Source organism: Amycolatopsis sp. cmx-4-83 (genome assembly GCF_046548815.1).
Taxonomy (GTDB): domain Bacteria; phylum Actinomycetota; class Actinomycetes; order Mycobacteriales; family Pseudonocardiaceae; genus Amycolatopsis; species Amycolatopsis pretoriensis_A.
In genome coordinates, this window is record NZ_JAEBEF010000010.1 from 318,863 (window position 1) to 333,227 (window position 14,365).

The window sequence follows — 14,365 nt, forward strand, 5'->3', positions numbered from 1 at the left end:
TGTCGCACCCGCAAAACGGACCGTTGCCGAAGCATACGCAATACGGTGCCCCGGCGCGCCGCACGGCTCCATGGGCGGCTGGGCCGGCCGCCACCGGGTTGGTCTGATGCACAGGGTCCGGCATATGGCCCTCGCCCCTTTCTGGGCGGAAATCCGGTGCCGCCGCGGCGGCGACGTACCGGCCTCTGGGTCGTACTCGCAGCTTTGGGGTTGGTCATCGTCGTGGTGCTGGTGACCGGGTTCGCGGCGCCGGGATTCATCCTCAGTCATGACCGAGAGGCGGCCCCGGCGCCGGACACGACGACACAGTCACCGACCGAGACGTCCACACCGTCGTCCTTCTCACGCAACGGCGACAGCCAGCTCCAGGCCGCCAAGACCGTGACCGAAGAATTCCTGCGGCGGCTCAATGCCGACGTCATCGAAGGAGCGGACGGCGCGAAAGCCATGGCTTGCCCTGATTCGGAGTCACTTCTCGGCGGCACGGTCATGCTGGCTGTCGAAGCTCCGACGCAGCTGGCGATTCCTGCCGACGGCGAAGTGCGCTTCCACGATCCGGTGATCGAAGTGGATGTCACCGGCACGACACACAAGCGCGCCGTCACCGGTTACGTCCGACTTCAACCATGGCAAGACCACCAGCCGTGTGTCCGCATTCTGCAGCTGAAGCCGAGCTAAGTTGCCCTTGAGGTTCTTCACGGAGAACACGCTGATCTCGGCCGTGCTGCGGCCGACTTTGAACGCCAGCGGCGACGTAGCCCGCCGCCCATGCTGACGAGGCAGCTCAACCCTTGGCCGACCCGGTACTCGGCTGCTGAAGCAGCAGCACACCAGGCGACGCATCGGATCCGGACGGCCGACCACCAGCCGCACCGGGCACAGCGGTACCGGACACCTCGGTGCTGCACCCGGCGATCGCCAGCGTGACCACAGCAGTCAGGGCGACCACCGGCGGCCGTGCGACTTCCCTTCGCCCCACAAGCTTTGATCTTCGCACTTTCCGGCGAGGGTCATCAAATCGATCACGATCCCGCGGGCCGGGTGGCTCCGAGTGCATTTCCGATGCGGTCTACCCGGACCGGCTTGCCGAAGTCGGGGGCGTTGACCATCGCATCGTTCGAAATGACCAGCCCGACGTGGGTGACGTGGTTCGGGCCGCTTCCGAAGAACACCAAGTCCCCCGGCAGAAGCCGATCGACGCCGATTCGCGGTCCTGCGGAGTACTGGGTCTGCGCGGTGCGTGGCAGGCCGATCCCCGCTGCGGCGTAGGCGGCCTTGGTCAGGCCGGAGCAGTCGAAGCCCCGGTCGCCGTTGCCCGGCCCGTCGCCACCCCAGACGTAGGGCAAGCCGAGTTGCCGGCAAGCGAACGCGATCGCAGCTTGCGCGGCCGCGCTGGGCGCCTGCGTTGCCCCGCAGCTGTACTGCTGCGCCTGGGCGAGAACCTTCCCCACGTACCACTCGGCGTGGTTGTAGGCGAAGATCGCCCCGTGCAGATCACGGCCGTCGCGCGCTCCGGAATCGCAGAGGTAGGCCGCGGCGGTGTAGATGGCATCATGCGAGTTGTACCTCGACGGCGGATGGGCTCCCCCGGGCGGGATCGGGTGGCGGCCGACGACGCTGTCGAACGTGGACTGCAAGAACTGCATCGGACCGCCGGCTTTCGCGCTGTTGACACCACTGTGGACACCCGGCAGCCGGGAGCGTCCGTGATCGGTCTCGATCTTGCCGATCGCCGCGAGGATCGACCAATCGAGGCCGGGACAGGTTCGTGCCGCCTCCCGGTACAGAACGAAATATTCGGCCGGGATGTCAGCCACCGCGCCCGGCGCCGGGGCAGACGCCGCGCGCTCGTCGTCCGCTCCAGACAGCGCGGTGAACATGAAGACGACAACCAGAACGCAAGCCGCGGGCGGCCCGAACAGCAGCAGTGCGGCCAAACAGCCCCAGCGAGCGGGATGCTCACGGACTTGTTCTCGAGCGATTTCGGCTCCGCGCAGGACAAGCAGCGGGTTCATCGTCCACTGCCGAGCCGGTCACGCAGTCGCTGCGCCCAAGGATTGGGTGGCGGAATCATCGCTGGCGGCAACAGGGTGTGAGAGGGCAAATTGCCCGGCTTGGCAACGAACCCGCGATTGCCCGCCTTGGCCGCGAGATCCGTACCGGTGAAGTCCGGCTTCCGGCCGGCGGCAGGAGGTGTCACAGCGTTGATGTCGGGCTTGAGGTGCGTCGACGGCAGCGGCTTCTGCCGCGCCGCTCGGGTGTTGATGGTCGAGAGCACAGCGGTGGCAGCGCGCCAGGCAGGCAAGGCACCGGGAACCGCGACGAGACTTGCAGAGTAGGTCTTCGCCTTCTCGGCCCGGCGCGCCAGCGAAGCTTTGGCCACTCCGGCCTTGGCGGTCAGCGCCGTCTGCGCCCGGTGAGCGGCATCCGGCCACGAGACGGGCGCACCGACTGTGTACTTCAGGACCTTGCCACCCGCGCGCCCACCAGCCCGGCCCGCCGTGACCAATCGGTCCTTGAGACGCCCGACCGGTGCGATCGTCTCGGTGAACGCCGACGTCCCTGCTTTGACGGTCCGGGCAAGGCGGTCCGGCCCCGGCGGCACCACCGGAGCCGGCAGCGCCTTCGGGACGCCGCGAGGCCGCGCCAGCCGCTGCAATCTCGAGTTGACTCGAGCCCGGACGCGCTGGAGGTTGGCGGCGAGGCGTTTGCGGAACAGGAAGCCGGAGAAGACGACCAGATCGATGACGGCGAACCGGACGAGCTGGGGGCCGAGGTCGGCCACCATCAGGGTGCGCAGCAGCACCGTCATCACGGCCAGAAAACCCATGCCGGCCAGGAGCCGGGCGAGAGTGGCGGCGATAGAGCTGACCCGGTACGTGAGCTGGTGCTGCATGGACGGCACCAGCGCGACGACCAGGGCGAGCGCCAGCAGCAGCCCTTCGAACAGTAGCAGGTACGGCGCGAGGACCTGGACGGCGTTCAGGCAGATCGTCAGGATCGCGAAAAGCAGCATCGCGATCGCGTACAGCCAGGCACCCAACGCTCGATCGCCGTCAGCGACCTCGTTGTACTTGCCGTAGTCACCGGGACAGCCGTCGAGTTCGCGGGCCTTGGTGCTGTCGTCCTTGCCCGACCAGGGGCCGTCGTCGAGGATCCGCTTGACCGAGTACTGGCAGGCACCGTCGATGCCGTCGACCCGGCTGATCGGGGTGCCGTAGTTCAGCGTCTCCCACGGCGTGATCAGCAAGTTGTCGATCAGTGCCTGCCCAATCGGCGCGGCCGGATTCCCAGTGCCGCCTGGCTCCTGCCCCATGATGACGCTGGAGACGTCCGCGCCGAGATCCCGGCTGAGCGACAGCACGCCGTCGTCACCGACGAGGAAGTCAACGGGGTGCGTGAGGATCGCGAAGGCGAGGACGTTCACCGCGATGGTGGACGCCGTCTCGCGCCACGCTCGGGTGGTGAGGCCACGGGCGAAGAGCAGGCCCAGGTAGCAGGTGGCGATGAGCATCGCGATCTCGCGGAGCCTCAGTTCGCCGATGACGGACGCCTGCCAGATGCTTTCGAGGCTGCGCGCCGGCGCCTTGATCCAGTCGGTGACCTCGGTGGAGGCGGCCCATTCGGTGAACCAGACCGAGAACCCGACCGCGTACTTCCCGGCCGCGAAGCCGATGTTCGCGAGCCAGAGCCAGATCGCGGGCATCGGGTTGTCGAGCAGCGAGGGCAGGTTCGCGAAGAGGTCGTAGTTGTGCAGATCCCGGCCGTAGCCGTCGTCGATGCTGAAGATGCCGCCCAGGTGGACGTGGTGCCCCGGATCGTCCTGCAGGGGCAAGGGCGGGGCATCCGGATCCGGCGCCGGACTCGGTGGCCGGCCGCCGGGAATCCACAGGCAAGTCGGGAACGGCTCGCACGGGTTGGGTGCGGTCTGCGCGCCCGCGATTCCCGGCGCGCAGAAGGTGATCGCGGCGACGACCACCAAAACCAATGCGATCCTCATCTGCCCTCCAGCGCCGGACTTCCGCTTCAGGCACGGCGCAGCAGGCGGTACTTCAATGCGGGCCACGCAGGATGGCCGGGGTCGTCAGTACGGCTTCCGGCAGCGTCCGGTAAGGCTGAGTCGTCACCTTGACTTTGCCGACCCGACCGGAGTGGTCGCGGACCAGGAACTCCCCCGCTCGCGCACGGCGCTCCGCCTCTCCCCCGCCAGGCGCCAGCGGCGAGAGTTCCTTGGTCACGACGTCGAGGTAGCGCGCGTCGCCGGGGTCGGCTCCGAGCCAAGCTAGACCGCTGCGCGCCAAGCCCTCGTCGCGGTGGCGGCCGAGGAACCGGACCGCGATCAAGCCGCGCAGCACGTCGTCGCCGAGGTCGCGCGGGGCGTGCGACCCGAAAGCTGCGTCCGCCGCGTGCTTGCGTCCGTCCCGGACGAACTCCAGCGCGATCTGCTGCCCTTCAGGGGTCCCGGTGACGTTGTACGCCTCGTCGCAGATGAACTCGCCCCACCGATCGGTGGTGAAGCAGATCTCCTTGGCGATCGCCGCGATCAGCAGGTGGAACGCCCGGCCGAACAGCTTCCGCGGCGGGATCCGCGCGGCCATCCGCTCATTAACCGTCTCCAGCGCGGTGGGCAGCGGGATCTCGTTGGTGCAGAACACGACCATGTCCGCACCAAGGAGGTCCACCGGCTCCAGGTCGTCGTCGAAGACCGGGCGGGTGATCGGGTCGCGGCGCAGGCGTTCCAGCCGGTCCGCCAGCGCACCTGCAGCGGGATCGCGCTTGCCATGAACCCGCAATGTGTCGACAAGTCGATTACTTGACGCGTCCGGCTTGCCGCTGACGGCGTCCAGACCGCGGCCGAGCGCGTCCCGCTCCGCCGAGTTGGACTCCAGATCCAACCAGGCCGCGAAGAACGTTTCCGCGATTCCGGTGCTCGACTTGCTGGTGCTGCGGAAGACCCGCAGCGGATCGCAGGAGTGCTGCAACCGCGAAGCGTCGGAACCGTCCAGCGTGGGGTCGACGATGTCGACGACCTGGGATTCACCCGGCAGCGCCGCGGCAACGGGTTCCCACTCGCGGCTGCGCGTCCGGTCGATCACGATGACGCGGCCGTCGAGCATCAACCGGACGACCGCCGCGACGTTCTTGAGGATCACCGACTTGCCGGCCCCGAGCTCACCGATGACGGCGATCCCGCCGGACGAGTCGTGGGTCGGTCCGTACGTCGGGTCGAGCAGGAAGGGAGCGATCGCACCGCCGTCCAACGTCAAGCCGAACAGTGCGCCGGCCGGGTCGCCGAAGTCCGTCGCCGATACCGGCAGCAGCATCGCGCAGTCGCTGGCCAGGAGGTTCTGGCTGCACTCGCGGACGACCATCGGCGTGCTGCTGCCGGGCAACATCGCCTGGTAAAGCTGCCGCTGGCCACCCAGCGGCCGCTCCCAGCGGTATTCGCCGCCGAGGAACGCCTGCCTGAGCGCCTTCGCCTTGGTGTCCGCCTCACGAGGGGTGGTCCCCCAGACGCACGCGAGCACGCCGACCTCGAGTTCGATCTCGGTCGAGCTGGCGCCGAGACGGGCGTTCTTGTGCTGGATCTCCTCCTGCGCCGAGACGACGTCCGCCGGGACTCCGGCCGCGTCGCCGGCGTGCTCCTCGTCCTGCCCCATCAGGTCGCGGGTGCGGCGCCGGTTCGCCGCGCGAGCGTCTTCGTTCGTGTGCGCGGTGATCCTCAGCGCGTAGTCGACACCGAAGCCGATCTCCGCCAGCCGCGCCAAGATCTCGTGCCCGGGGAAGGTGAACGCCCGCGGCATCTCGGCGAGCAAGAGGTACGCCTGGTAGCTGGCGACCGAGCCGTCGTCGGACGGCGTCACGCACTTCAGGAACCGGCGGCTCAGCATCTCCAACGGCGCCCAGCCGCGTCGATCGGTGCGGCCGCCTTCGTCGAAAACGCAGCTGCGGGCCACGGCCAGCTGAGCCCGGCTGTTCCCGCGCCGGAGCGTGAGTCCGCTGTTGTGCAGGACCGAAGACCGTTCGAGCTGTGGCTCGTTGACTCCACGCACCGGCGCCCGGCACAGCCACCACAGCACTTCGGCCTCGGTTGCCGGACGCAGGGGCACTGCACCACCGAGTTCTTGCCCGGCGACCCGGGCGCGCTCCCGGCCGGACTCGATCGCTGCGGGTGTCGCCGGCCGGGACGGCAGACCGAGCTGTTCGCCGAGGGCCGCGGCCGTCGTGCGGAGAAGCGACTGCGCCGATTCCTTCCAGCCGTGTCCGCTGAGGGGCTTGGCGATCCAGTAGCTGCGGCCGAGGACGTCGAGCGAGTCGAGCTGGTCCCAAGCGTTGTGGACGGTCTCGGCCCAGTGCGGGTTCGCGTCCAGGTCGACGCCGTCGAGACAGCGCCGGACGATCGCGTGCGGCTGGACCTGCTCGCACAAGGACGCGATCAGCACCTCACCGCGCAACGACTTCATCAACGTCACCGTGCGGTCGTACAGCTCCTTGAGCTGCCGCCCGGTCGACCGGGCGCTCTCGTGGGGCTGGACCCGCCAGACCGCCCAGGTCGAGCCGTCGGCGCAGAAGAGCAGGTTGCCCGCCACGTCGGTCACCGGACCGTCCATCGCCACTACCTCCCGCGTGCCTGAGCGAGGACTGCTTGCAGCGGGGATTCAGCGGGCTCCGCCGCCTCGGCGACCGGGTGGAGGTAGAGCCGGCCGCGCGTCCGGATCGGCTTCGCGGGCCGGTACGGCCGGTGGCCGAGCATCCCTTCCGCCGGGGTCAGCAGGTGCGCGCCCAGCCCGATGAGCCAGCCCAGCGGCGTACGCGACTCGATCCGGGCGCGGCGGACGAACACCGCCGACAGCGGCAAGCACCAGCGCGCCGGACCGAGCCAGTCCAGCAGCGGCAGTTTCCACACCACCACGAGCAGGACCAGGAAGAGGACGCCTTGCGTCAGGGTGTACGGGCCGCCTGGCAGGTATCCGCCGTCACGGCCGGGCATGCGCCCGAACATCCGCGGGAACCGGCGCGACCGCGTGTACGAGCGGCCGACCAGGACGTCACCGCGGGACTTCGGCGCGGTCAATGCGTGAACCAGGCGCCGAACATGCCGGCCACCGCGTCGATGTTCAGCAGGATGCCGAGGAAGATCGCCGCGATCACGCCGTACTTGATGGCCCGGGTGAAGTTCCCGCGGGTGCCGATCAGCAGGCCGATCCCGCCGACGATGGCCGCGAGCAGGATGAGGCGCCGGACGGACTGGTCGCCCCACGCCAGGTTCGTGTCGATCCAGGACTTCACGTCCGCGGCGAGCACGGTCATCGGGGCCTCCTCGGCCTAGCGGCCCGCGCGCAGCGGCGCCGGGTCAATGCGGTTGATCTCCCACCGGCCGGCCCGCGCGACCAGGGTCAGCGCGTAGTCGACCGGCATGGTCTGCCCGGTGGCGTCGAAAGCCCCGGCGCGCATGAGTACGTGGACGGCCGTCCCGTCCGGGGGACGGGCGGCTTGCCCGGGTTCGAACTTTTCGTGCGTCCTCAGCTCGGTCAGCTCGACCGCGGTGAAGGGTGGGGGCAGCGGCGGGGCAAGCCTCGCTCCGGGGCTGACGAACCGGTCGAGCTGTCCTTGCCCCGCCAGGTAGGCGGCCAGAAAGCCGGAGACGGATTGCCCGATGGGCCCGGCGGGATCGGCGGTCTCGTCGTAGGCCGGATCGACCGCACCGAGGGTTCCGGGGCAAGCGACCGGCGACGGCAGCGAGATGGCCACGTACGCGCCTTCGCCGCCCGTCATCGCGACCTGGGCGCAGAGCAAGGTCGCTCGACGCTTTCCGTCCGGCTGGAGGACAAGTACGTCGGCGACCACCACGACGGACCACGAGCCGGGGTCCGGCGAGACCGCCGAGACCACGGCAGTGTCGATCGGAACCAGCGTGCCCGGTGGTCGTTGCAGCTCGACCCCGGCGGGGAAGAAGGTCTCGATCCCGGCCGAGTCTTCGCGGGTCGCCGAGAGCCAGGACCGGACGTACATCTCGGCCCAGCCCTCCGGCGCCGCCGAGGACGCGGGCGCGCCACCGTCCCGCGTCGGTGGCGCACCCGCTGGCTGGAGGACGACGAGACCGGCGATCGTCAGCGCGGGACTGGCCAGGACGGCCAGCCACGCGAGCGCGCGGCCGCCACGCCGCGTCGCGCCCCGCAAGACGGTGTCGGCATCGGCGCCCGGCAACATCTTGACCAGTGGACTCCGTCCGGATTCGGCATGGCTTCGCACCCTGATCACCGTTCACCTCCGCCCTCGCCGCAAACGCTTTCCTCAGCCCCCGAGTCACGCAGGCGGAGAACAGCTGTGATTCAGCCGGCCCAGGGCAGATCGCGGCCGGGGAACTCGGCCGCGGCCGCTGCGAGCTGCTCGAACGCACGCTGCCGGTGCCGGGTGATCGTCGGCTGGCTCAGGCTCAGGAGCGTGCCGATCTGCCGGTCCGTGGCCACGCCGTCCCGGCCGACCGGATCGCCGAAGTAGCGGGTGGTCAGGATGGTCGCGGCGTGCTCGTCCAGCCGCTCCTCGGACACCGCCCACGACAGCAGTCCCAGCAGTTCCTCCGAGGCGTCCATTTCGGCCGGGACCGCCGCGAGAGGTCGGTGCACTTCGTCGTCGTCCATGCTCACCACGTCCGCTGCGACCTGGCCGTGATCGACACCGAAGTCTCGCTGCGCGGCCCGCTGGGTCTCGCGCACGAGATTCGCCGCGACGTGGTTCCGGCGCCGGAGCGGGTAGCAGCGGGTCTGCTCCCAGAGGTGCCCGATGACCGACGCCTGGATGTCTCGGCTGTCCTCCGCCGCCGAGACACCGCCGCCCGTCACACCGCGCCTGACACCGACTCCGCCGGCGGCCGCCCGGGCCGCGTGGACGACCCGGCCGACGATGCCCGGCACCGCCGGGAGCATCGCGTTCACGACGATCTCGGTCGCGACGACACCTGAGCTCCCGGGCTCGGCCGCGCGGCTGAGGAGTGCGTGCAGCACCTCGTCGTGACGGGCGTAGTCGCGCGTCGCCAGGATCGCGACGAGGTCCTGGTGGCACGTGATCCCGGACAGCGCGGCTGATTTTCCGGCCCAGCTGTTCAGCGCCTCGTCGAACCTCGCGACGGCGCGGTCCTGGTTGAACTGCTTCTGCAGCATGGTGAGCGGACTGTTCGCGGTGGATCGACTGCTCGACGACGACATGACGCCGGCTCCTTCGCTCGGATGACAAGATCCGGGCCAGCGTCGGAACCGGTGCTCGCTCCCTCCCTGGGCCGGATCCTTGCCCCGGGCCGAGAGCAAGCCGATATTCACTCTTCCGAGTGGATCCTCGCGGCCACGAGTGCGGGGTCGAGACAGCGGCGAGACCCGTCCTCGGAGCAGGTCTCGCCGCCCGAGCCAGGACGTCGGGACCGTTGGCTTCGAGAATCAGCCGAGGCCGTGACGAGCGTGTCTTTCTCGCAGTTTCGAAGACAGTCTCGCCGGCCGCGGAGGTGCTCTCGTGGACCAGCCTTCCGAAAGCGTTTCCTGCCAACGGACTTCCACGGGCAAGGAAGACCCTGTGCTTGCAGCGGCGGAGAAATCCGAGTTAACGTGCGAGCGAACTTACTCAGTTCACGTCGAACTCATCTCCGGTGCTGAAGGCGCCCGGGTCCGGCGCCGGATCGCGGCCATCACCCACGAACTGCTCGGCTGGGCCGAGACGCGCTTTCACGAGACGTCCGAAAAGGGCAAGCAACCATGACCGTCCAGGACTGGACGCCGCCTTCAGCTGGGCTGTCCGACTACGCCGTGTCCCCGCTGGGGATGCCGAAGGCGTTGCTCAACGACGACGTCCGCGTCGCGTTCCTAGCTCGCACCTCGACCGAGGACCACCAGGACCCCCGCCAATCCATCATCCGGCAGCTGACCAACAGCAAGAACGCCATCCCGGCTTCGTGGGTCATCACCGCCCACTTCTTCGACGTCGAGTCCGGACGCCTGGAACTCGACCAACGCGGCCAAGGGCAGGGCTACGAGCGCTTCAACATTCCGGTCCCCCGAGCCGGCGGGATCGCCGACCTCCTCGACGAGGCGGCGAGGCCGAACCGCCGGTTCGACGTCGTCATCTGCGAGAACATCGCGCGAGTCGCCCGGCGGGCCTTCGAGGGAATCTCGGTCGAGCGGGAACTGGAGCGAGCCGACGTCCCGCTGTTCGCGTCGAACGAGCCGCTGACGCTTTCGGGCAGCCGGGCCCAGCGGATCCTCCAACGCCGGATCAACCAGTCGATCGCGGAGTACGAGGTCCTCAACACCCTGGAGCAGTCGTGGGGCGGGCTGTGCACACACGTCCGCGACGGCTGGAACATCGGTCAGCCGCCATACGGGTACCGGGCGAACATCGTCCCGCACCCGAGCCCGGTCAAGGCCGAGAAGGGCAAGACCAAGTCCAGGCTCGAGCCGGACGGTATGCGCGGCCAAGCGGTCACGGAGATGGCCTTGTGGCGTCACTACGAGGGTCTCGGATGCACAGCGATCGCCCGGCGGCTCAACACAGACCCCGAGAAGTACCCACCCCCCGAAGCCCCATGCAAAGCTCGTTCTCGTGGCGCATGGACCAGAAGTGCCGTGTACAACATCCTCGGCAACCCGAAGTACACCGGCTACCAGGTCTTCAACCGGCGCGCGACGACGTCCAAGCGCGGCCGGGTCAACGAGCCGTACAAGTGGGTCTGGTCGCCGAACCCCGTCCACGAGCCCTTGATCCCCAAGTGGATGTTCGACGCGATCAACAGCAACCGCACGCTGGGCCGCGGGTCACGCGACAGCGACTCTCTCAACAACCACCCGCTCACCACTCGCAAATACCTCTTGCGCGGGCGAGTGCACCACAGCTGTGGCCGCCGCATGACCGGCGATCAGAAGCCAACAGCTGCCGCGTACTACCTGTGCTGGCCGCGCAAGAACAACCAAGCCACGCCCGAACTCCACCCCGGCCTCCCTTCTTCGGTCAGGGTGCGCGAGGACGAGCTGCTCGAAGCCATCTGCCGGTTCTACGCCGACCGCCTCTTCGGCTCGGAACGACAAGCGATCCTCGAAGCTGAGCTGGACTGCGTCGACGACACCGCAGCCCGGGAGCGAGAGGCCGAACGATCGCGCGAGCAGAAAGCGCTGGCGACGATCGCCCGCCAGCAGGATTCGATCATGAGGCAGGCCCGGGAAGGCGACCCGGATGACCCGTTTACCCTCGGTCTCCGCCAGCAGTACAACGATCTCGAGAAGCAGAAGAACGGCTCGCTGGCCAACATCGCCCGGCTGGATGCGGCGGACTTGCCCGGCGAGCGGACGGCGGCCGACATCGGCCGCCTGGACGCACTGCCCTACCTCGCCGTAAACCTGGTGAAGGCACCTCGGGAACTCTTGCACGAACTGTTCGAAGTCACCCGACTCAGTGTCTACGTGCACGGGCCGGGTGATGAGGTGACGATCACGGTTAAACTACCTGTTGACCACTTGCCCACTACCGCACAAACCGCGGAAAGGATCTCTGACGCCATGGCATCCACACAGCAAAAAGCCGCGTTGACCTCGGTCAACACGGCTTCCGTGGATGCTGTTTGTACCCCCGATGGGATTCGAACCCACGCTACCGGCGTGAGAGGCCGGCGTCCTAGGCCGCTAGACGACGGGGGCTAGGAACTTCCTGGTTTCCCAGGGCTTTTCGGTTTTTCTTGCTGGAGAGAACTTACCAGAGGCGATTTCTCGCTCTGCAGGGGGGTCACTCTCCGCAGCTGGGGTACCAGGACTCGAACCTAGACTAACTGGACCAGAACCAGTCGTGCTGCCAATTACACCATACCCCAGTGAGGTACTTTCCCGGCTTGCCGGTCCAGCACCGCACGAGGAGAAATACTAGAGCACGCCGTTCCCGACCGTGAAAGCGGGGGTCTCGGCTCGGCGCTGGGCGGGGACGCCGATCGTCGCGTACTCGGAAACCAGCAGCTCAGGGAGCTCGGCGAGGCCGGCCAGCATGTGGACGCCCGCTGGGGCGCGCTCGCCGATGCCGTCGCGGTCGAGCCAGATCGCGCCGAGACCCGCGTCGCGGGCGCCGATCGCGTCCGTGTCCAGTTTGTCGCCGATGTGGACCGCCTGGGCCGGGGCGCAGTCCATGCCCAGGCACACCGTGTGGAACATCACCGGGTCGGGCTTCGCCACGCCCAGTTCGCCCGCGATGGCCACGTGGTCGAAGAACGGGGCCAGGCCGAGGTCGGCGATCTTGCGCCGCTGGTGGACGCCCGAGGCGTTCGTCACCGCCGCCAGGGCCAGGCCGGCCGCGCGGAGCCACTCCAGGCACGGGAGGACGTCGTCGAACAGCTGCCACGAATGATCGAGCAGCTCTCTTCGGCGGCGCTCGAACGAGCTCACCTGCTCGGCGTCGGCGAAGATGCCGAGCTCGGCCAGGAAACAGTCCGTGCGCCGCTGGTGCATGGTCGCGTAGTCGAGTTCGCCGGCGACGACCAAGGCGACGTGCTCTTCGGTGATCAAGTCCCACAGCGGCCACAGGTCGCCCCGGCCGGTGAGGATGTGGAGGGTGCGGCGGATCGCGGCGGTGCAGTCGATCAGGGTGTCGTCGATGTCCAGGCACACCAGCCGCAACTCGGGCGGCGCCCAGGGCTCGGACGCTCCCGCGGCGGGCGAGGCGGTTCGCGAAGGGGTCCGGGGTGCCAAGGCGAAATCCACCCAGTGAGGCTAGGGCAACCGCCGCGTTCGCGACGCTGCCAAAGAGGTGATTGGCGCACGCCCGTTCCGGCGCAGCCGCTCTACTCCCAGTTGGCGAACCGTCTTCTGCCGGTTACCTGACACCGATCGCGGGCGACGTCGACTCCTCCGGTGCGGACTGTTCCCACTCCGCGAAAACCCTTGCGGTGCTTGGAGATCCGTTCCGTCCACAAGCGCGGACCGGCAATCCCGCGGCATGGCCGGGCAAAGTCGACCAACAGTCGCGTTTGGACGGTTTCCGGCAACCACCGGGCCGTAGCCCGATCAGCGTATCCCCGGTCACAGCCCTTGACGCCGACCTCTCGCGGGTGCATCCTCAACTTATTCAACAAGTGATGAATAGATGGGGAGATGGTCGAGATGACCGAACGCACGGGCTGCGTCGTCATCGGTGGCGGGCCGGCCGGGATGGTCACGGGGCTCTTGCTGGCCCGGGCCGGCGTCGAGGTGACAGTGCTGGAGAAGCACGCGGACTTCCTGCGCGACTTCCGCGGCGACACGGTGCACCCGTCCACGCTGACGCTGCTGGACGAGCTGGGCCTCGGCGAGAAGTTCCACGCGCTGCCGCACAGCGAACTGACCTCCGCCGGGTTCCCGCAGGAGAACGGCGAGGTGATGAAGCTGGCCGACTTCACCCGGTTGAAGGTCGCCCACCGGTACATCGCGATGGTGCCGCAGTGGGACTTCCTCGACTTGCTCGCCGAGAGCGCACGCAAGGAGCCGACGTTCGTCCAGCGGATGGAGACCGAGTGCACCGGCCTGGTCCGGGAGCACGGCCGCGTCGCCGGCGTCACCTACCGCACGAAGGACGGCGAGACCGGGGAAATCCGCGCCGACCTGGTGATCGCCGCCGACGGACGCTGGTCGCTCGCGCGCCGCGAAGCCGGGTTGGTGCCGCGGGAGTACGACTGCCCGTTCGACGTCTGGTGGTTCCGGCTCTCGCGCGAGGACGGCGACGTGGGCGGCATGCTCATGCCGAGGATGCGCGACCGCCGTTTCGCCGTGCCGCTCCCCCGGCCCGACTTCTTCCAGGTCGCCTACCTCGGCCCGAAGGGAGACGACCTGCGCGAGCAGGGCATCGAGGCGTTCCGCGACAACGTCACGCAGATCTGCCCGGAGTTCGCCGGCCGGGTGCACGAGCTGGAGACGATGGACGACGTCAAGTTCCTCGACGTGCGGCTCAACCTGCTGCGCAGGTGGCACGTCGACGGGCTGCTCTGCATCGGCGACGCGGCGCACGCGATGTCGCCGATCGGCGGCGTCGGGATCAACCTCGCGGTGCAGGACGCGGTCGCGGCGGCGACGCTGCTGGCCGAGCCGCTGCGCCGGGGCCGCCCGTCGCCGGCGGACCTGGCGAAGGTGCGCGGACGGCGGCTGGCGCCGACGCTGCTGGTGCAGGGGCTGCAGCGGCTGCTGCACCGGACCGTGATGCGCGCGGTGATGGCGGGCAAGCGCAACGGCCCGCCGGCGCCGATGATCAAGCTGTTCGCGCGGTTCCCGCGGTTGTCGTACTTCCCGGCCCGGCTCCTCGGCCTCGGGCTGCGGCCGGAGCACGCTCCGGCGTTCGCCCGGCGGCCGATGGAGCCGGCCCGGCGCTGAATCGA

General features: G+C 68.8%; 13 protein-coding genes, 2 tRNA genes and 1 pseudogene. 4 read left to right on the top strand and 12 right to left on the bottom strand.

The features are described 5' to 3' along the window. Positions 1 to 210 precede the first annotated feature (210 nt). Positions 211 to 678: a hypothetical protein gene (locus tag ACLJQM_RS31000; protein ID WP_410633877.1), complete on the top strand. Its 468-nt coding sequence runs from the start codon at positions 211 to 213 to the stop codon at positions 676 to 678. 344 nt (positions 679 to 1,022) lie between these two features. Here ACLJQM_RS31000 and ACLJQM_RS31005 read toward each other — a convergent pair whose 3' ends face one another. The 7 genes from ACLJQM_RS31005 to ACLJQM_RS31035 all read right to left on the bottom strand — a co-directional run bounded on the left by ACLJQM_RS31005 (position 1,023) and on the right by ACLJQM_RS31035 (position 9,206). Continuing rightward, positions 1,023 to 2,015, bottom strand: a complete 993-nt coding sequence (locus ACLJQM_RS31005) for an NlpC/P60 family protein (protein WP_410633878.1) — start codon at positions 2,013 to 2,015, stop codon at positions 1,023 to 1,025. After that, positions 2,012 to 4,000: a hypothetical protein gene (locus tag ACLJQM_RS31010; RefSeq protein WP_410633880.1), complete on the bottom strand. Its 1,989-nt coding sequence runs from the start codon at positions 3,998 to 4,000 to the stop codon at positions 2,012 to 2,014. The genes ACLJQM_RS31005 and ACLJQM_RS31010 overlap by 4 nt, the downstream gene beginning before the upstream one ends. Positions 4,001 to 4,052: 52 nt before the next feature. Then, positions 4,053 to 6,611, bottom strand: coding sequence for an ATP-binding protein (locus tag ACLJQM_RS31015; protein WP_410633882.1), 2,559 nt, complete (start codon positions 6,609 to 6,611; stop codon positions 4,053 to 4,055). A gap of 5 nt (positions 6,612 to 6,616) precedes the next feature. After that, a complete protein-coding gene (locus ACLJQM_RS31020; protein WP_410633883.1) occupies positions 6,617 to 7,075 on the bottom strand; it encodes a hypothetical protein in 459 nt (152 codons plus the stop codon). Beyond that, positions 7,072 to 7,311 (bottom strand): hypothetical protein, encoded by a 240-nt coding sequence (locus tag ACLJQM_RS31025; RefSeq protein ID WP_410633885.1) that lies wholly within the window; start codon positions 7,309 to 7,311, stop codon positions 7,072 to 7,074. Before ACLJQM_RS31025 ends, ACLJQM_RS31020 begins: the two co-directional genes overlap by 4 nt. Before the next feature lie 15 nt (positions 7,312 to 7,326). Continuing rightward, complete coding sequence (locus tag ACLJQM_RS31030) at positions 7,327 to 8,211, bottom strand: conjugal transfer protein (protein WP_410633886.1); 885 nt, start codon at positions 8,209 to 8,211, stop codon at positions 7,327 to 7,329. Positions 8,212 to 8,333: 122 nt separating this feature from the next. Beyond that, the gene (locus ACLJQM_RS31035) at positions 8,334 to 9,206 is read right to left on the bottom strand and encodes a hypothetical protein (RefSeq protein WP_410633887.1); all 873 of its coding nucleotides are present in this window, start codon (positions 9,204 to 9,206) and stop codon (positions 8,334 to 8,336) included. Between the two features lie 298 nt (positions 9,207 to 9,504). On the opposite strand from ACLJQM_RS31035, the gene ACLJQM_RS31040 reads away from it, so the two are divergent. Further along, entirely contained in the window at positions 9,505 to 9,747 is a 243-nt protein-coding gene (locus ACLJQM_RS31040; protein WP_410633888.1) for a hypothetical protein, read from the top strand. Positions 9,748 to 9,787: 40 nt separating this feature from the next. On the opposite strand, the gene ACLJQM_RS31045 is transcribed toward ACLJQM_RS31040, so the two are convergent. Continuing rightward, positions 9,788 to 9,949 (bottom strand): hypothetical protein, encoded by a 162-nt coding sequence (locus tag ACLJQM_RS31045; RefSeq protein ID WP_410633890.1) that lies wholly within the window; start codon positions 9,947 to 9,949, stop codon positions 9,788 to 9,790. A 526-nt stretch (positions 9,950 to 10,475) separates the two neighbouring features. Here ACLJQM_RS31045 and ACLJQM_RS31050 point away from each other — a divergent pair. After that, positions 10,476 to 10,724: pseudogene (locus ACLJQM_RS31050) on the top strand (recombinase family protein); the annotation flags it as partial. A gap of 75 nt (positions 10,725 to 10,799) precedes the next feature. Here the strand turns inward: ACLJQM_RS31050 and ACLJQM_RS31055 are convergent. From ACLJQM_RS31055 to ACLJQM_RS31070, 4 genes are all read right to left on the bottom strand, one after another. Next, positions 10,800 to 11,447 carry a hypothetical protein gene (locus ACLJQM_RS31055; protein WP_410633891.1) on the bottom strand — a complete coding sequence of 216 codons (648 nt, stop codon included), beginning with the start codon at positions 11,445 to 11,447 and terminating at the stop codon, positions 10,800 to 10,802. A 155-nt stretch (positions 11,448 to 11,602) separates the two neighbouring features. Next, positions 11,603 to 11,675: transfer RNA gene (locus ACLJQM_RS31060), tRNA-Glu, on the bottom strand. A gap of 98 nt (positions 11,676 to 11,773) precedes the next feature. Continuing rightward, a tRNA-Gln gene (locus ACLJQM_RS31065) sits at positions 11,774 to 11,845 on the bottom strand. Positions 11,846 to 11,894: 49 nt separating this feature from the next. Beyond that, entirely contained in the window at positions 11,895 to 12,722 is an 828-nt protein-coding gene (locus tag ACLJQM_RS31070; protein ID WP_410633893.1) for an HAD family hydrolase, read from the bottom strand. Between the two features lie 399 nt (positions 12,723 to 13,121). Between ACLJQM_RS31070 and ACLJQM_RS31075 the strand changes: the two genes are divergently transcribed. Next, entirely contained in the window at positions 13,122 to 14,360 is a 1,239-nt protein-coding gene (locus ACLJQM_RS31075; RefSeq protein WP_410633895.1) for an FAD-dependent oxidoreductase, read from the top strand. The last annotated feature ends 5 nt before the right edge of the window (positions 14,361 to 14,365 follow it).